Origin of the sequence: Nocardia sp. NPDC005978, assembly GCF_040614455.1 — a bacterium.
GTDB lineage: Bacteria > Actinomycetota > Actinomycetes > Mycobacteriales > Mycobacteriaceae > Nocardia.
On sequence record NZ_JBEXUS010000009.1, the window covers coordinates 1 to 16,321 of the forward strand.

At 70.3% G+C, this 16,321-nt stretch carries 16 protein-coding genes; 7 read left to right on the forward strand and 9 right to left on the reverse strand.

What is annotated here, in order from left to right; translation table 11 throughout:
* Positions 1 to 133: 133 nt before the first annotated feature.
* The 3 genes from ABZ319_RS05835 to ABZ319_RS05845 all read left to right on the forward strand — a co-directional run bounded on the left by ABZ319_RS05835 (position 134) and on the right by ABZ319_RS05845 (position 1,919).
* The gene (locus ABZ319_RS05835) at positions 134 to 451 is read left to right on the forward strand and encodes a hypothetical protein (protein WP_354985175.1); all 318 of its coding nucleotides are present in this window, start codon (positions 134 to 136) and stop codon (positions 449 to 451) included.
* Positions 452 to 554: 103 nt separating this feature from the next.
* The gene (locus ABZ319_RS05840; RefSeq protein ID WP_354985176.1) at positions 555 to 1,274 is read left to right on the forward strand and encodes a hypothetical protein; all 720 of its coding nucleotides are present in this window, start codon (positions 555 to 557) and stop codon (positions 1,272 to 1,274) included.
* 9 nt (positions 1,275 to 1,283) lie between these two features.
* Positions 1,284 to 1,919, forward strand: coding sequence for a DUF2461 domain-containing protein (locus ABZ319_RS05845; protein ID WP_354985177.1), 636 nt, complete (start codon positions 1,284 to 1,286; stop codon positions 1,917 to 1,919).
* Positions 1,920 to 1,931: 12 nt separating this feature from the next.
* Here the strand turns inward: ABZ319_RS05845 and ABZ319_RS05850 are convergent, their stop codons facing one another.
* From ABZ319_RS05850 to ABZ319_RS05870, 5 genes are all read right to left on the reverse strand, one after another.
* The gene (locus ABZ319_RS05850; RefSeq protein ID WP_354985178.1) at positions 1,932 to 2,330 is read right to left on the reverse strand and encodes a hypothetical protein; all 399 of its coding nucleotides are present in this window, start codon (positions 2,328 to 2,330) and stop codon (positions 1,932 to 1,934) included.
* 54 nt (positions 2,331 to 2,384) lie between these two features.
* Positions 2,385 to 3,356 carry an L-histidine N(alpha)-methyltransferase gene (gene egtD / locus ABZ319_RS05855; RefSeq protein ID WP_354985179.1) on the reverse strand — a complete coding sequence of 324 codons (972 nt, stop codon included), beginning with the start codon at positions 3,354 to 3,356 and terminating at the stop codon, positions 2,385 to 2,387.
* The gene (locus ABZ319_RS05860; RefSeq protein ID WP_354985180.1) at positions 3,353 to 4,294 is read right to left on the reverse strand and encodes a class II glutamine amidotransferase; all 942 of its coding nucleotides are present in this window, start codon (positions 4,292 to 4,294) and stop codon (positions 3,353 to 3,355) included. The genes egtD and ABZ319_RS05860 overlap by 4 nt, the downstream gene beginning before the upstream one ends.
* Before the next feature lie 361 nt (positions 4,295 to 4,655).
* Complete coding sequence (gene egtB, locus ABZ319_RS05865) at positions 4,656 to 5,996, reverse strand: ergothioneine biosynthesis protein EgtB (RefSeq protein WP_354985181.1); 1,341 nt, start codon at positions 5,994 to 5,996, stop codon at positions 4,656 to 4,658.
* Positions 5,997 to 6,348: 352 nt separating this feature from the next.
* Positions 6,349 to 7,890: a glutamate-cysteine ligase family protein gene (locus tag ABZ319_RS05870; RefSeq protein ID WP_354985182.1), complete on the reverse strand. Its 1,542-nt coding sequence runs from the start codon at positions 7,888 to 7,890 to the stop codon at positions 6,349 to 6,351.
* Positions 7,891 to 8,013: 123 nt separating this feature from the next.
* On the opposite strand from ABZ319_RS05870, the gene ABZ319_RS05875 reads away from it, so the two are divergent.
* Positions 8,014 to 9,186: an aminotransferase class V-fold PLP-dependent enzyme gene (locus ABZ319_RS05875; RefSeq protein ID WP_354985292.1), complete on the forward strand. Its 1,173-nt coding sequence runs from the start codon at positions 8,014 to 8,016 to the stop codon at positions 9,184 to 9,186.
* 112 nt (positions 9,187 to 9,298) lie between these two features.
* On the forward strand, positions 9,299 to 10,945 hold the full coding sequence (locus ABZ319_RS05880; RefSeq protein WP_354985183.1) for a fatty acyl-AMP ligase: 1,647 nt from the start codon (positions 9,299 to 9,301) through the stop codon (positions 10,943 to 10,945).
* 73 nt (positions 10,946 to 11,018) lie between these two features.
* Here ABZ319_RS05880 and pth read toward each other — a convergent pair whose 3' ends face one another.
* The 3 genes from pth to ABZ319_RS05895 form a co-directional block, all read right to left on the reverse strand.
* The gene (gene pth / locus ABZ319_RS05885) at positions 11,019 to 11,600 is read right to left on the reverse strand and encodes an aminoacyl-tRNA hydrolase (RefSeq protein WP_354985184.1); all 582 of its coding nucleotides are present in this window, start codon (positions 11,598 to 11,600) and stop codon (positions 11,019 to 11,021) included.
* Between the two features lie 24 nt (positions 11,601 to 11,624).
* Positions 11,625 to 12,242, reverse strand: coding sequence for a 50S ribosomal protein L25/general stress protein Ctc (locus ABZ319_RS05890; RefSeq protein ID WP_354985185.1), 618 nt, complete (start codon positions 12,240 to 12,242; stop codon positions 11,625 to 11,627).
* 231 nt (positions 12,243 to 12,473) lie between these two features.
* Positions 12,474 to 13,142 (reverse strand): lysophospholipid acyltransferase family protein, encoded by a 669-nt coding sequence (locus tag ABZ319_RS05895; protein WP_354985186.1) that lies wholly within the window; start codon positions 13,140 to 13,142, stop codon positions 12,474 to 12,476.
* A gap of 158 nt (positions 13,143 to 13,300) precedes the next feature.
* On the opposite strand from ABZ319_RS05895, the gene ABZ319_RS05900 reads away from it, so the two are divergent.
* Together ABZ319_RS05900 and ABZ319_RS05905 are read left to right on the forward strand one after the other, a co-directional pair.
* Positions 13,301 to 13,873: a TetR/AcrR family transcriptional regulator gene (locus ABZ319_RS05900; RefSeq protein WP_354985187.1), complete on the forward strand. Its 573-nt coding sequence runs from the start codon at positions 13,301 to 13,303 to the stop codon at positions 13,871 to 13,873.
* A 241-nt stretch (positions 13,874 to 14,114) separates the two neighbouring features.
* Positions 14,115 to 15,695, forward strand: coding sequence for a peptide chain release factor 3 (locus tag ABZ319_RS05905; protein WP_354985293.1), 1,581 nt, complete (start codon positions 14,115 to 14,117; stop codon positions 15,693 to 15,695).
* A 22-nt stretch (positions 15,696 to 15,717) separates the two neighbouring features.
* Here the strand turns inward: ABZ319_RS05905 and ABZ319_RS05910 are convergent, their stop codons facing one another.
* Positions 15,718 to 16,233 carry a nuclear transport factor 2 family protein gene (locus ABZ319_RS05910; RefSeq protein WP_354985188.1) on the reverse strand — a complete coding sequence of 172 codons (516 nt, stop codon included), beginning with the start codon at positions 16,231 to 16,233 and terminating at the stop codon, positions 15,718 to 15,720.
* Between the last annotated feature and the right edge of the window lie 88 nt (positions 16,234 to 16,321).

Here is a 16,321-nt window from a genome sequence, read left to right on the forward strand (position 1 = left end):
GCGCGCCCCCGCCGATTCCGGCGGGGGCGCGCTGCTGTGAAAGGACGGCAATGGGTGAAGCCACCCGGCGGCGGCGGTAGCGTGAACGGAGTCAGCGGTTTGGTACGGGAGCGCGGAGGAGAGGCGGTGCCGGATGGACGAGCGGCGCAACGATGACGACGACCAGCTCATGGACGAGGTACTCGACACCGACGACGTCGAAAACCTCGACTACGACCTGGGCGACGACGACCAGGCCGACGAAGTCCGCGAGTACGAGCGCTATATCGCCGACCCGCCCGAGGATCTGATCATCCGCAATCGCGAGAACGACGACACCGGCCGCCTCGGGATCGAGGCCGAGCTCGACCAGGAATGGACCCGCCGCCGCCGGCGCGAGGAGACCCGTTCCGAGGACGACCGGCCCGCGGAGGTCGCGGCCATGGAGATCGTCGACGAGCCCGACGACTGAGCCGATCATCCGGGGGCGGCGAGCAGAGCGGGATGTTGCGCGCCGGGACCCGCCGGGTGATACCCATGAAGAGCGTTCACACCACTACATAGGAGGGCGCTGCATGAGTACACCGCCGAACGAACCGCAGTCCGGATCCGGAGACTTCTTGAAGAAGGAGAAGGCCGAGTCGCCGGAGCCTGCCGCGACCCCGCCGCCCGCGGGACAGGAACCGGCCGCCGCGCCGTACCCGCAGGGTGCGCCGGAGCCGTATCCGACAGGTGCGCCGGGACAGTATCCGCCGCCGGGATATCCGGATCCGCAGGGCGGGCAGTACCCGCAGGGTGCGCCCGAGCCCTATCCGCAGGGCGGGCAGTACCCTCCGCAAGGTGCGCCGTATCCGCAGGGTGCGCCGTATCCGCAGGGCGATCAGTATCCGTCGGGCGGGGTGTACAACTATCCGCCGATGGGCGGGCAGGCGCAGGGCGGGCAGCCCGGATATCCGGGGTATCCGCAGCAGCCGGGCCAGCCGTACGCGCCGCAGGGCGGGTACCCCGGCTACCCGCAACAGCCCGGCCAGCCCTATCAGCCGTTCGGCGCACCGCCGCCGCACACCGGGACCCAGGTCTTCTCGATCATCGGGTTCGTCTGCGCCGCGATCGCACTGTTGTTCTGCCCGTTCGGATTCGGCATCGCGGCCATCGTGCTGGGCCTGGTCGGCAACAGCAAGGGCGAGAAGCTCGGCAGGTGGGCGGCCATCGCCGGCGGCGTCTGCATGGTGCTCGGCCTGATCTTCGCCTTCATCGTGCTGGGCAGCGACGGGCTGGTGCCGACGGACAATTAACCTGGTCCGGTGCCCTTCACCGGATTCCCGCTCACCGGCCTGGACTTCTACGAAGACCTCGAGGCCGACAACTCCAAAGCCTTCTGGACCGCGAACAAGCCGGTCTGGGAGGCCTCGGTGCGCGCGCCCATGCAGGCGCTGATCGCCGAACTGGAACCCGGCTTCGGGACGGGCAAGATCTTCCGGCCGTACCGGGACGTGCGGTTCGCGCGGGACAAGACGCCCTACAAGACCAGTCAGGGCGCGGTCGTGCACGCGGCGCCGTCCAACGGCTGGTACGTGCAGATCGACGCCTCCGGACTGTTCGTGGCGGGCGGGCAATACGCGACCGAGCCCGCGCAGCTCGCCGCGCTGCGCACCGCCGTCGACGACGAGGTGCGCGGGACCGAGCTGGAAAGGTTGCTCGCACAACTGGTCTCGGCGGGTTACACGGTCGGCGGGGACCAGCTCAAGACCAAACCCAAGGGTTTCGCCATCGATCACCCGCGAATCGAGCTGCTGCGGCACAAGACGCTGGTGGTGAGCCGCTCGTACGGGGCGCCGGAGTGGCTGACCGGGCCCGAGGCGGCCGCGCGGGTGCGCTCGGCGTGGGAAGAGCTGCGGCCCGTGGTCGAATGGCTGGCGGCGGTCACCGCGCAGAAGTAGTTCACACCGGGCTCAGTCGGCCGGACCGACCGATCGGTGCCATTCGCGCAGCACCCGGCGGCCGCAGAGCACCGTCACCCCCAGCGCGCTCACGGCGATGAGGGCGGTGGCCTGAATCCGTTCGGTGCGGTTCCGGGCGCACTGGGGGCCGAAATCCGGTGCGGTGCAGTCCGAACTGTCTGAACAGATCGCCGGACCGGTCCACGCGTTGCGGGGATGCACGAGGGAACCGCAGTCCACGTATCCGGCCGGGTGCGGGAGCGGCAGCACCAGCAGTGCGAGCGCGCCTGTGAGCAGGAGCAGACCGCCCGCCAGCCACAGGCGATCCCGGCTCCAGCCGAGCAACAGCGGCAGGGCGATGCAGAACGCGGCCACTCCGAGACAGAGGCCGAAAATCTCCCACGGCTTCACTGCCTTCGATCCTAGGGCGCGCGCCGCACCGCCACTGCCGGATTTGCCGGTTTGCTAGCGACGTTCGGCGAGGACCAGGGCGAAGCGGTCCCGCGGATCCGTCCACACCCGCTCGGTGCCGAAACCCGCTGCGGCCAGCTCCTTCTCGAGCCCGGCGGGCCGGAACTTGGCGGAGATCTCGGTGCGCAGGCGCTCACCGGCGGCGAAGTCGACCGTCAGATCCAGATCGGCGATGGTGACCGACATGGCCTCGGTGGCCTCCAGGCGCATCTCGATCCACTCGTTCTCCTCGTCCCACAGGGCGACGTGCGCGAACTTCTCGGGCGCGAAATTCGCGGCCAGGCGGGAGTTGAGCACGTGCAGCACATTGCGATTGAACTCGGCGGTGACGCCCGCGGCGTCGTCGTAGGCGGGCACCAGGATCGCGGGATCGATGACCAGGCCCGCGCCGAGCAGCAGGCGCTCGCCCGGTTCGAGCACATCGTGCACGCCGGACAGGAACTGCGCGCGCTCGGCGGGCACCAGGTTGCCGATCGTGCCGCCCAGGAAGGCGATCATGCGCCGGCCGCCGCGCGGGAGATTGTCCAGGGTGGCGGTGAAATCACTGACCACGCCGTGCACGGCCAGGCCCGGGAACTCGGCGGCGACCTCGTCGGCGGAGGCGCGCAGGGCCGACACCGAGACATCCTGGGGCACATAGGTCTTGAGCGGGCCGCCGGTGGTGAGCGCGTCCAGCAGCAGGCGCGTCTTGGCCGCCGAACCCGCGCCCAGCTCGACCAGAACCTCGGCCTGGGCGACGGCGGCGATCTCGCCGACGACGCTTTCCAGCAGGGCGCGTTCGGTGCGCGTGGGGTAGTACTCCGGCAGCTCGGTGATCTGCTCGAACAGCTCGCTGCCGCGTGCGTCGTAGAACCATTTGGGCGGCAGCCATTTCGGGCTCGCGGTCAGCCCTTGGCGGACGTCGGACCGCAGTGCCGCGGTCAGGTCGTCGTCGGTTAGATGGATCTCCAGCGTCGCAGCAGTCATGAAGGTGCCCTTTCGATCTCGATATCCAGTGCCGCCGAGGTGCTTCGCCCCGCGCGCGCCACCACCAATTGCCCGTCCGCGATCGGCTGCCAGCGCGGATCGTCGTCGTAGGGCTCGGAGGCCACCACCACCGAATCCCCGTCCGCCAGCACGGCCAGCGAGTGATACCGCGTGGTCGCCCACACCGTCTCCCCGTCGCAGAGCAGCAGATTCAACCGCGCGCCCGGCGCTTCCCGCAGCACGGCCCGAACCACCTGCCGCAGCGCGGTTTCCGGGTCCGACCGTTCCAGCAGCGCGTGCAGGATCACCCACAGCACCGCCGAGTCGGTCAGCGCTTCGGCCTCAAGCAGGCCGGATACGCCGAACTCCGTCGCCACCGCGGTCAGCGCCCGCCGCCAGTCCGGAATCGCACCGTTGTGGCTGAATGCCCACCGGCCCCGCGTGAACGGCGCGCACGCGGCCCGCTCGACCGGCAGTCCCGCCGTAGCCGACCGCACCGCCGCCACCACCGCACCCGAAAACAGCTGCGGCAGCACCTCGTCCACCGCCGGATCGCTCCAGATGGGGGCGGCGTTCCGGTAGCGCGTGACCCCGAGCGAACCCACTCCCCGGGCGGCGGAGGGTGGCTCCCCGGTGCGCACGGTCGCCGCGGAGCCCGAACTTCGGCCCCGTACTTCGGAGTCCGATTCGCCGACGACGATCCCCGGTGACTCGGACCCGATCGCGCTCCCGCCGTGCCATGCGACACCGGGTCCCCGGTTCGGCGGAGTCGGCAGCACCGGCGTCCACCACGCCACCCCGAACCCGTCGGCGTTGATGGTCCCCCCGCCCCGCATCTCCCGCGGCGCCCACGACTGCGTGCGCAGCGAGTGCGGACCCCGGATGATCGGGTCGGCCACCGGAACCGGCGGGCCGAGGTAGGCGAGGTGACGGCACATCAGCGCACCTCGCGAACGATCTCACGACCGTCGCGTACGCCGACGCGCGCGGTGCCGCGCCCGCACGGCGGCAGGCCGCCGGCACCCTGCCGCGAACCCGGGGACGCCCGGTGGCGGTACGCTGGTGCACCTCCACCGCGAGCACGTTCGACCCGCCGCAACCCATGGCAACCGCGCGCGGGGCCCGAGGCGAGGTGTTGCGGGGGTACGTCCGCAAGCCGGGCGGAGCCGGGCGGCGGCGCATCGGCCCGCACATCGACGGGCGTGCGCAGCGTGTCGTTGCCGGTGTGCCGAGACCACCGCGTCCGAGACGATGTGCCACGCAACGGAATCGACAGGTCGGGGTGAGCCCGGCGGGGCATCAGTTTTCCCCGGGGGTGAGGTCGCGGGCCAGGCGGAAGCCGGAGAAGATCTGGCGGCGGATGGGGTGGTCCCAGTTGCGGAAGGTGCCGCGGGCGGCGACCTGGTCGGCGCCGAAGGAGCCGCCGCGCAGGATGCGGTAGTCGCCGCCGAAGAAGACCTCGGAGTACTCGCGGTAGGGGAAGGCGCGGAAGCCGGGGTAGGGGGTGAAGCCGGAGGAGGTCCATTCCCAGACGTCGCCGACCAGCTGGTGCACGCCCAGGGCCGAGGCGCCGGCGGGGTACGCGCCCGCGTCGGCCGGTTCCAGGTGGCGCTGGCCCAGATTCGCGGTGTGCTCGGTAGGATCGGTGTCACCCCAGGGGTATCGGCGCGAGCGGCCGGTGGCCGGGTCGAAACGCGCGGCCTTCTCCCATTCGGCCTCGGTGGGCAGGCGCTTGCCCGCCCAGGCCGCGAACGCCTCGGCCTCGAAATAGCAGACGTGCAGCACCGGCTGGTGCGGGCGCAGCGGGCGCATCTCCCCGAAAACCCTTCGCCACCACTGCCCGCCGCCGTCACGCTCCCAGAACTGCGGGGACGCCAGCCCGGCCTCGACGCGATGCGCCCAGCCCGCCTCGGACCAGAGTTCGGGGCGGTCGTAGCCGCCGCCCGCCATGAACTCGAGATACCGCGCGTTGGTAACCGGTGCGATGTCGATGGCGTAGCCGGGCACGTGCACCGGGTGGGCGGGGCGCTCGTTGTCCAGCGCCCAGGGGTCGTCATCGGTGCCCATGGTGAATTCCCCGGCCGGGACCACGATCTCACCGTGCACCGGCGCGCTCACCGCCGGCGGCGCGGGCGCGGTCAGCACCGCCTCCCCCGCCCGCAGCTGATGGGTGGCCAGCATGGTCTCGTCGTGCTGCTGCTCGTGCTGGGCGATCATCCCGAAGGCGAAGCCGCCCGAGACGAGGGCATCACCGCGTAACGGACTGCGCTCGAGCACATCCCACACCTTGTCCCGCACTGTGCCCACGTAGTCCCTGGCCTCGCGCGGGTTCAGCAGCGGCAGCGCGGGCCGGTTGGCGCGGGCGTGCTTGAACGCGTCGTACAGCTCGTCGATGTCGGCCCGAACCGGTTCGCGCCCACCGACATCACGCACCAGCCACAGCTCTTCCTGGTTCCCGATATGCGCCAGATCCCACACCAGCGGGCTCATGATCCGCGAGTGCTGCGCCACCAGCTCCGCCTCGTCGACACACTCGACCAGCCCCACCGTCCGGGCTCGCGCCCGCTCGAGGGTCTCGGCGATCCGCCCCCGCAGCCGCTCGGTCTCCGACCGATCCGTGCCGGGCAAGTGAATACTCATGAGAGAACTCCGAATTCGACGACTGTGCGCGGCGGCCGGTGCGCCGCCGCGGGATTCCGGGGGCGCGACGTCACCGCCGGCGCACCGCACCGCGCGGCGGCGACGGGTTCGGTCACGCCCGAACGCACGCCGTGGTCCGCGCACGAACCGAGCTCGGGCCGATGCGGCCCACCGGCGGGCTGCGCTGCCCGAATGGCAGTGCGTCCCTGGCGAACTCCGGCGGCGCGTCGTGCCCGTCGCACCACCTTCCGCGGCTGCGGACGGTGGATCGGAAGCCGGTCCGGCACCGCGGCGGGACCGGTCGCCGGCGCATGACGCCGCTCGACGGCACGGGCGTCGGGCCGGGGCCGGCTCATCGTCCGGCCTCGGGTCCGTGCCCTTCCGTGGGGCTGATTCCTCGGGCACAGCGGGCGGCCGCCGCGGCCAATTCCGTTGCGGCCGTAGGGGTGGGGGCGTGCGCGGCGGCCAGTTCCAGCAGGGCCGTTGCGGTGGTGCGGATCTCGGGGTCGGCGAGGCCGTGGCGGGCGGCCTCGGACCAGAGGTCGGCCGTGGGGGTGACGAGGGTGGTGGCTTCCCGGACGACCTCGGGGGTGGAGAGCAGCGCGTCGAAGACGTGGACCGGGGTGGTCCAGGTGTCGCCGGGCTGGGCGTCGAGATAGCGGACCTCCAGGTGGCCCGAGGCCCGGACCAGGGGGAACAGGGTGGTCAGGTGGTAGTCGAGGTCGGAGCGGTCGGGACGGCGGCCGATCTCCTCGTCGAGAGCGCCGCACAGCCAGTCGGCGAAGGTCGCGCCGGGCGGGGCCGACCAGTCCGCCACGGCGGGGCCGGTCGAGGGGACGACGGCGCCGCGTCCGGCGGAATCCGGCCCGTTCACACCGTTCGTGCCGTTCGAAGCTCCCCTGCCACCCGGATGCGAGCCGTTCGGCGCCGACGCGGCGCCCGGGCGCGAGCCGTTCGAGCGCGACGCGTTCCGGGCGGCCGAATCCGCGTGTCCGTTCCCCGCGGCGGCGGCCGGGTGGTTCGAGGCGGGGGCCGGGCGTACGCACAGCAGCGGTACGTCCAGGGCCCAGCGGGCGTAGCCGGTGATGGGGTCCGGCCAGTGGTGGACGGGCGGGCGCGTGCGCTGATTGTCCAGGCGGAGCCAGGCGCGCATGCGCTGGGAGGCCCACTCCCCCGGTGGCGCACCGTGCAGGGCCGGGGAGCAGGCGAAGGCCGCGAGCAGGGCGGGGCCCATGGCGTACAGGGCGGTCCAGCGGGCGGAGATGTCGGCCGGATCGGTACCGGCGTCCACACTGACCTGGGCGGCGGCGGTGTTGCACATCATCAGCGCGCCGAACGGGCCGATGCCCGCGAAACTCTTCTCCATGGCGCAGTAGCGGGGCAACTGGAGCAGCCGCTCGGGCGGGCGATGGGCGTCGGCCGAGAGGGCGAAGGGGTGGATGTCCCGGGTCGACAGCAGGTCCCGGAGGTGGGCCGCATCGGCCCGCAAGCGCTCACACAGTTCGGCCGCGGCGCCGAACGGGGCACTGGAGAGTTCTATCTGACCGCCGGGTTCGATGGTGACCCGGCTCCCGCCCGGCAGCGGAAGGGCCGGTGACGCGGGGGAAATCGACTGTGGCGCATAGGGCCCGAGTGCGTCGGCGAGCACGGTCAACTCCGGACGCGGGGCGGACGGCGAACGCTCCCCGATCGCGGTGAGCCACTCGAGTTCGGCGCCGATCAGCGCGGGTGGGCCCTGCTTGAAACAGACCTTGCCGACGTAAGCCTCGGCCGCGGCTCTGGAGGAGAACTCGCTCCCGGGGGCCCGCGCCACCCGGCCGGTGTGCTCGGCGCCCGCCGGGGCCGGTGGCCCGGCAACTCGTGGCAAACCGGCAGGAGACGTCGTGATCGCCATACCAACCTCCACTCACCCGAACCGCCGCCGACCGGACGCACGGCGACCCCAACCAGAATAGCGACCCATTCCGACAAGAAATCTGACGAAATGGAGAACACACCAACCGATATGGTCGATTACATGGTGAACATCTCCCGCTTGCGGGCCGATACCCCGGGTTGCGAAGGCCAGGTTTTCCTCGACAGCGCCGGCTCCTCGCTGCCGCCGCGGATCGTGGTGGACACCGCGATCGACCATCTGCGGCGCGAGGCCGAGATCGGCGGCTACCGCGCGGCCAACGAGCGGCTCGACGATCTGGCCGCGGTCAAGACGGCCATCGGGACCCTGATCAACGCCGATCCCGGCAGCATCGCGCTCAGCGACAGCGCCAGCCGATCCTGGACCGACTTCTTCTACTCGGTGCCGCTGCGGGCGGGCGACCGCATTCTCATCTCGGGCGCGGACTACGCCAGCAACGCCATCGCGGCCCTGCAGCGCGCCCGGCGCAGCGGAGCGGTCGTGGAGGCCGTGCCCAGCGACAGCAGCGGGCAGCTCGATCTCGACGCCCTGACGGCGATGATCGACGAGCGCGTGAAACTGGTGTCCCTGGTTCATGTTCCGACCAACGGCGGACTGGTGAACCCGGTCGCCGAAGCCGCCCGCATCGCCCGCCGGGCCGGTGCGCTGGTTCTGCTCGACGCCTGCCAATCCGCCGGACAGCTCCCCCTGGACGTCGCCGAACTCGGCGTCGACGCCCTCTCTGCCACCGGCCGCAAATGGCTACGCGGCCCGCGCGGCACCGGCTTCCTCTACGTGCGCCCCGACCTGGCCGCGACCATGGAACCCGAGCGCCTGGATCTGCACAGCGCCGCCTGGACCGCACCGGGCGACTACACCCTCGCCGCCGGCGCCGCCCGCTTCGAGTTCTGGGAATGCGATGTCGCGGCCCGCCTCGGCCTGGGCGCGGCGGTGCGCTATCTGCTCGAGAACGGCCCCGCCGAGGTGTACGCGGCCATCGCCGAACGCGCCGCCTACCTGCGCAAAACCCTGGCCGAAATCCCCCGGGTCACCGTCCGCGATCGCGGCACCCAGCACGCGGGCATCGTCTCGTTCACCGTCGACGGCCTCGATCCGGTGGCCATCCGCGACCGCCTCGCCACCGAATCCATCACGGTGACCGTCAGCCACCGCTCCTCGACCCTGCTCGACATGACCGACCGCGCGCTACCCGCCGTGGTCCGAGCTTCTCCGCACGCTTTCGTCAGCTTCGAGGATCTCGACCGCTTCCGCCACGCGGTGGCCGCCCTGCCCTGACGCACCGCACGGGGCCGGCGGCGCACGGTGCGGCGGAAAACTTCAAACGGTCGACAGGGCGGTGCGGGGGCCGGGATAGTTGACATGTTGGCCAGCGTTTGAGGAGTCGATCGTGAGCCGCTTCACCGACGAAATGTATGCAACCGCTCGCACATCCGGGCACGGGTTGGTGACCGGGGAGCCGGACGCGCCGCTGCGGCAGAGCTGGGGAGAAATACACCGGATCGCCAGAGTTATGGCGGGTGGGCTCGCCGACGCGGGGATCGGGCACGGGGACGCGGTGGGGGTGCTGGCCGGGATGCCGGTGGACATCGCGCCGGCCTGTCAGGCCGTGTGGATGCGGGGCGCGTCGATCACCATGCTGCATCAGCCGACCCCGCGCACGGACCTGCAGGTCTGGGCCCGGGACACCGAAACCGTGCTGCGCATGATCGAGGCGCGGGCGGTCATCCTGGGCGCGCCCTTCGAGGCCGCCGCGCCCCTGCTCGCCGAGCGGGGCATCGCCGTCGTCACCATCGACACCCTGCGCGGCGGCCGGGACATCGACCCGCTGCCGACCGGCGAGGCCGATATCGCGCTGCAGCAGTTGACCTCCGGCTCCACCGGCTCGCCCAAGGCAGTGCGGATCACGCACGGCAATTTCTTCGTCAACGCCTACGCGATGTTCGATCGCGTGAAGTTCCAGCTCGACGACGACGTGATGATCAGCTGGCTGCCGCTGTTCCATGACATGGGCATGGTCGGATTCCTCAGCGTGCCGATGCAATTCGGCGCCGAAGTGGTGTGCGTGACCCCGATGGACTTCCTGCTGCGGCCCATTCTCTGGGCCGAGCTCATCTCGAAATACCGCGGCACCGTCACCGCCGCACCGAATTTCGCGTACTCCCTGCTCGCGCGCAGGTTACGCAACGCCGAGGACAACGCCTTCGACCTGAGCAGCGTGCGCTACATGTGGAACGGCGCGGAGCCGGTGGACGCCGACACCATGGTCGCCCTGGCCACCGCCGGACAACGCTTCGGGCTCAACCCCATGGCGCTCACCCCGGTCTACGGCATGGCCGAAACCACGCTCGCGGTGTCGATTCCGGATCCGGGCCTGGGCCAGGTGCTCGACATCGTCGACGCCGACCTGCTCGAGGCCATCGGCAAGGCGGTGCCGGTCCGCCATCCCGAACACCACTACGGCAATCTGCGCCGACTGCCCACCCTGGGCTACCTGGTCGACAATCTCGAGGGCCGGGTGGTCGACGCCGACCGGCAGCCGCTCCCGGTGCGCAGCGTCGGCGTCATCGAATTGCGCGGCCCCGCCGTGACTTCCGGCTACGTCACCATCGACGGCTTCACCCCGGCGCTCGACGCGCAGGGCTGGCTCGACACCGGGGACATCGGGTATTTCACCGACGACGGCCTGGTCGTGGTGTGCGGGCGCATCAAGGACGTCATCATCATGGGCGGGCGCAACATCTTCCCGACCGATATCGAACGGGCGGCCTTGCGTGTCAAGGGCGTTCGCCCCGGCAACGCGGTCGCGGTGCGCCTGGACGCGGGCCAGAAGCGCGAGAGCTTCGCGGTCGTCGCCGAGAGCAACGACCATCAGAATCCGGACGAGGTCAAGCGCATCGAACACGACATCGTGCACGCGGTGTTCTCCGAGGTGGGCGTGCGCCCGCGCAGCGTCACCATTCTCGGGCCCGGCGCGCTGCCCAAGACCTCCTCGGGCAAGCTGCGCCGCTCGGCCACCATCCAGCAGCTGGGCTGAACGGGCCCCGGACGCGAACGTGCCCCCGTCCGAAAATCGAACGGGGGCACGCTGTCTCGTCTGCCGTTGCGGCTCAGTGCAGCCGATTCTGGGCGTCGACCAGACCGACCCGCAGCAGTGTCTCCACGGCGTCCGCGGCCTGTTCCACGATCACCGGAACCTCTTTGCGCTCCGCGGCGGAAAAGGGTTTCAGCACGAAGTCCGCCGGATCCTGGCGGCCCGGGGGCCGGCCGATTCCGAAACGAACCCGCAGATAGTCCTTGGTGGTCAGAGCCTGCGACATCGAGCGCAGTCCGTTGTGACCACCTTCGCCGCCACCCTGCTTGAGCCGGATCACGCCGAACGGCAGATCCAGTTCGTCATGGACGGCGATGACCTCGGTGGCGGGCACCGAGAAGAATTTGGCCAGCGCGGCCACGGGCCGCCCGGACAGATTCATATAGCTGCGCGGTTTGGCGATCAATACCTTGCGCCCGTCGAGACGAGCTTCCAGTAGATCCGCACCGGACTTCTTGTGCACGGTGAAACGGCCGCCCACGCGCTCCGCGAGCACATCGGCGACCAGGAAACCGACATTGTGCCGGGTGCGCTCGTATTCGGTTCCGGGATTACCCAGTCCGACCACGAGCGCGGGCCCGGCGTGTGCCTCGGTCATCGAAAACCGTTGCGAGGGGCCGAATTACTCGGCGGCTTCCTCGGCGGCGGCGGCTTCCTCGGCGGCAGCGGCGGCCTCTTCGGTCTCCTGCGCGGAGGCCGGGGCGGCGATGACGTTGACGATCAGGGCCTCCGGGTCACCGGCGAGGGTGACGCCCTCGGGCAGCTCGATGGCGCCGGCCAGGATCTGGGTGCCGGCCTCGGCGCCCTCGATCGAGACCTCGATGGACTCGGGCAGCTTCAGCGCGTCGGCCTCGATGGACAGCACGGTGGCGTCCTGGGTGACCAGGGTGCCGGAGGCGGCCTCGCCGACGACGGCGACGTGCACATCGGCGGTGACGCGCTCGCCACGACGGATGATCAGCAGGTCGGCGTGCTCGATGTAACGACGGATCGGGTGCACGACAACGGACTTGGTCATCGCCAGCTGCTTCTTGCCGCCGATGTTCAGGTTCAGGATCGCGTTGGTGCCGTGCTCACGCAGGATGGCGGAGAACTCACGGGCGTTGATCGAGAGGTGCTGCGGCTCCTCGTTGTGGCCGTACAGCACGGCGGGAACGTTGCCGTCGCGGCGGGTACGACGCGCGGCACCCTTACCGAACTCGGTGCGTACGGTGGTTTCGAGAAGGTTGGCGTCGGACATGACTGTCTACTCCTACGGGCTCGTCCGGGCTGATGTCAGCGTGCTGGCCAGGGGATCTTGCCGCCCTGGCGCGAATTTTGGTCTGCTCGTCGGGCGAAGACCAACATGGACGGCCGAATAAGCCGAGCCGCGTCGATCACGGTGGACATTTGGGGGTGTCGCACCCTCGCCGAGACAACCTGAAGACTCTAACACGCGCTCGGAACCGCTTTACACCGCCCCTACCTCGAGCTATGCCGCCGCGGCGCGTTCGGCGAAGGTCGCCGCGTAGCAGTCCACATAGGGCCGCCCCGAACGGCGCACCAGATCCGCCATGAGCTCATCGGTCGCGCGGCGCACCCCGTGCCGATCGGCCGGAACGAAGTAGCGGGGACATCCGATGGCGATCCGCACCTTCGCCGGCCGCAGGAACCGCCGGTTGCGCGGATTCACCCTATCGGTGCCCGAGAGCACGACCGGAACGACCGGCGCTCCGGTCCGCATGGCCACGCGGATCACGCCGGTGCGGCCGCGGTAGATGCGGCCGTCCGGGGAGCGGGTGCCCTCGGGGTGGATGCCCCAGATGCCGCCGGATTCCAGGATCCCGGCCGCGGCGGCCAGCGAATCCCCGCCCGCCGCGCCGCCGGAGCGGTCGACCGGCACCTGCCCGGTGGCGTTCATGACCCACCTGTTCACCCGGCCGCGCCAGCCGCCGGTGGTGAAGTACTCCTGTTTGGCGATGAAGGTGATGCGCCGGGGCAGGATCAGCGCCAGGTACAGCGAATCGACCACGGCCAGATGATTGGCCGCGATGATCACCGGACCATCGGCCGGAATATTGTGCAGCCCTTCGACTTTCGGCCGGCCCATGACCCGGAGCACCGGACCCACCAGCACGTGTTTCAACAACCAGTACCACATATATACGCCTCCCCGAAATCGTTCGTAGACACTGTCTACACTGTCTACACGAGGGCGTAGACAGTGTCTACAGCGAAACGCGCCGGGTGGCCGACAGCGGCGAAACACCCGTATAGGCCCCTGCGCGAACGTGTTCGGCGACACGGGAGGATGAGGGCATGACTGTGGTCGAGCCGCTGCGGGAACGACTCGTGACAGCCGGGGTCGCGATGCTGGAGGAAACCGGCGCCGCGCAACTGGGATTGCGCGCGATCGCCCGCGAAGCCGGGGTGTCCCATGGCGCGCCCCGGCGCTACTTCCCGACCCACAACGCGCTGCTGGCGGCTATCGCGTCGCGCGGATACATCGAACTGGGCACGAGACTCGCTGCGGTACAGGGCGAATCGGCCCGGGCGCGCGTCGCCGACTCCGGCCTGGAATACGTGGGTTTCGCCGCGCGGCGTCCGGAGATGTTCGCGCTCATGTTCCGGCACGACCTCCTCGAGGGCGCGGGCGGCAACCTCCGGGCCACCGTGACCCTCCCGATGTTCCACCGCTGGCGCGACCTGGTCGGCGAATCCGCGCCCGGCCGCTCCCGGACGCAGGTCAACGAACTCGCGCTGAGCCTGTGGACCCACTTCCACGGCATCGCCACCGTCGTCGCCACCCGCAGTCTCGAGGCGGTGGCGCCCGGCGCCGACCCGTCCGCGCTGGTCACGCAGGCCGTGACCAGGCATCTCGGCGCCCCCTGAGCGCCGCTCACGAACCACTGCCCGCCACCGCGAATCGAGATGCCGGTCGCGCGACCGGTCGATACCGTGCGGGGGCGGGTGCGGCGGCCACCGCGCGGCCCCGTCCATCGACCGCGTGCGACCGGGGAACCGGCTGGTGGGGGTGGGGAGCGCGTCGCGTACCCTGGTTCGGTTGCCGTCTGCGAAGGAGTTTCCCGTGAGTTCCCCGACTGCCAGCGCGACCACCCCCAATTCGGGGCGAGTGGCCGACGAGGTGGCCCGGCGGCGCACCTTCGCGGTGATCTCCCATCCGGACGCGGGTAAGTCCACGCTGACCGAGGCGCTGGCGCTGCACGCGAAGGTCATCTCCGAGGCGGGCGCCATCCACGGCAAGGCGGGGCGCAAGTCCACCGTGTCGGACTGGATGGAAATGGAGAAGGCGCGCGGCATCTCCGTCAGCTCCACCGCGCTGCAGTTCGAATACGGCGACTGCGTCATCAACCTGGTCGACACCCCCGGTCACTCCGACTTCTCCGAGGACACCTACCGGGTGCTCACCGCGGTCGACGCCGCGGTCATGCTCATCGACGCCGCCAAGGGCCTGGAACCGCAGACGCTCAAGCTCTTTCAGGTCGCCCGCGACCGCGGAATCCCGGTCATCACCGTCATCAACAAATGGGACCGGCCGGGCCAGGCGCCCCTGGAACTGCTCGACGAGATCACCGATCGCATCGGCCTGACCCCCACCCCGCTGTTCCTGCCGGTCGGCATCGCCGGCGATTTCCGCGGGCTGCTGCGGCGCGGGGCCGAGGGCACGCCGACCGAATACATCCACTTCACCCGCACCGCGGGCGGCGCGACCATCGCGCCCGAGGAGCGCTACACCCCCGAGCAGGCCGCCGAGCGCGAGGGCGACGTGTGGGAGACCGCGGTCGAGGAGAGCGAACTGCTCTCGGCCGCCGGGCAGGACCACGATCAGGAACTGTTCCTGGCCGGGCACACCTCACCGGTCATCTACGGCTCGGCCATGCTGAATTTCGGTGTGCGCCAGATCCTCGAGACGCTCATCGAGCTCGCTCCCGCGCCTGCCGCGCGCGTCGACGTCAAGGGCGAACCGCGCAACATCACCGACCCGTTCAGCGCCGTCATCTTCAAGGTGCAGGCCGGCATGGACACCGCGCACCGCGACCGGCTCGCGTTCATGCGCATCGTGTCCGGCGAGTTCGAGCGCGGCATGGTCGTGACGCACGCGCAGACCGGGCGGCCCTTCGCCACCAAGTACGCGCTCACCGTCTTCGGCCGCGAGCGCACGACCGTCGACACCGCGTACCCGGGCGACGTGGTCGGCCTGGTCAACGCCACCGCCTTGGCGCCCGGGCACACGCTGTTCGTGGACAAGAAGGTGGAGTTCCCGCCGATCCCGTCCTTCGCGCCCGAGCATTTCGCGACCCTGCGCGCCCAGAGCGCGGGCAAGTACAAGCAGTTCCGCAAGGCCATCGACCAGCTCGACTCCGAGGGCGTGGTGCAGGTGCTGCGCAACGACATGCGCGGCGACGCCTCGCCCGTGCTCGCGGCGGTCGGACCCATGCAGTTCGAGGTCGTGACGGCCCGCATGAAGAGCGAGTTCAACGTCGAGACCCAGCTCGACGGCCTCCCCTACGGCCTGGCGCGGCGCACCGACGCCGAGTCGGCCGCCGAGCTCGATCGCCAGCGCGGGGTCGAGGTCTTCACCCGCACCGACGGTGCGATCCTGGCGCTGTTCAGCGACAAGTGGCGGTTGCAGTACATCCTCAAGGAGTTCCCGAAGCTCACCCTCGAGCACCTGGTCGCCGGCACCGACTGAGCCGGGTGGCACACCCCGCGAATCAGCCCATCGTGCCGGTGGATTCGGGGTCGGTGCGGGGCGCGTCGGCGGGGTCGCGGGCGATCAGGCCCCAGCGGCTCGAGGTCAGGCGCAGGCTCGGGAGGTCCGAGAGGGACAGGACCACCTCGTAGGTGCGCTCGTAGCCGGTGTGGGCGATCCGCCATTTGCCGTCATCGCACTTGACGTACTGGTCGGTGTAGAAGGCCGCCCCGCGCAGCAGCATGTTGTGGCCGGGGATCAGGACCGTGTCGGCGAGGTACCAGGTGCCCGTGGCCTTGTCGCCGGCGATATCGATTTCCGGGTGGTCGCAGCGGTGTTCGGTGATCACGTGCGGGCCCAGGGTGTTGCGCATGAAAGCCAGGAACGCGTCGCGCGATTCGAATTGGAGGTACTCGCTGTAGGTCGCGGTCGCCTCCGGAATCATGGTGTCGGCGAACTCCTCCCACGATTTCGTGTCCAGGGCACGCAGATACCGGAACTTCAGCCGGCTGATCGCGGCAACCGCATCGGAATCCATGCCTCCCACAATCCCATCAGGGATGTGCGATACCGCCCCATTTAGCGCAGATTTGTACCGTATTGCTATAAGCCGCGCACGCTCGCGC

Bases quoted from the DNA above. Each gene is read 5' to 3' on its own strand.
- ABZ319_RS05860 (WP_354985180.1), bottom strand. From the start codon at position 4,294: ATGTGCCGTCACCTCGCCTACCTCGGCCCGCCGGTTCCGGTGGCCGAC.
- ABZ319_RS05870 (WP_354985182.1), bottom strand. From the start codon at position 7,890: ATGGCGATCACGACGTCTCCTGCCGGTTTGCCACGAGTTGCCGGGCCA.
- ABZ319_RS05910 (WP_354985188.1), bottom strand. From the start codon at position 16,233: ATGGATTCCGATGCGGTTGCCGCGATCAGCCGGCTGAAGTTCCGGTAT.
- egtB (WP_354985181.1), bottom strand. From the start codon at position 5,996: ATGAGTATTCACTTGCCCGGCACGGATCGGTCGGAGACCGAGCGGCTG.
- ABZ319_RS05840 (WP_354985176.1), top strand. From the start codon at position 555: ATGAGTACACCGCCGAACGAACCGCAGTCCGGATCCGGAGACTTCTTG.
- ABZ319_RS05835 (WP_354985175.1), top strand. From the start codon at position 134: ATGGACGAGCGGCGCAACGATGACGACGACCAGCTCATGGACGAGGTA.
- ABZ319_RS05895 (WP_354985186.1), bottom strand. From the start codon at position 13,142: ATGTGGTACTGGTTGTTGAAACACGTGCTGGTGGGTCCGGTGCTCCGG.
- ABZ319_RS05890 (WP_354985185.1), bottom strand. From the start codon at position 12,242: ATGTCCGACGCCAACCTTCTCGAAACCACCGTACGCACCGAGTTCGGT.
- ABZ319_RS05900 (WP_354985187.1), top strand. From the start codon at position 13,301: ATGACTGTGGTCGAGCCGCTGCGGGAACGACTCGTGACAGCCGGGGTC.
- ABZ319_RS05875 (WP_354985292.1), top strand. From the start codon at position 8,014: ATGGTGAACATCTCCCGCTTGCGGGCCGATACCCCGGGTTGCGAAGGC.
- pth (WP_354985184.1), bottom strand. From the start codon at position 11,600: ATGACCGAGGCACACGCCGGGCCCGCGCTCGTGGTCGGACTGGGTAAT.
- egtD (WP_354985179.1), bottom strand. From the start codon at position 3,356: ATGACTGCTGCGACGCTGGAGATCCATCTAACCGACGACGACCTGACC.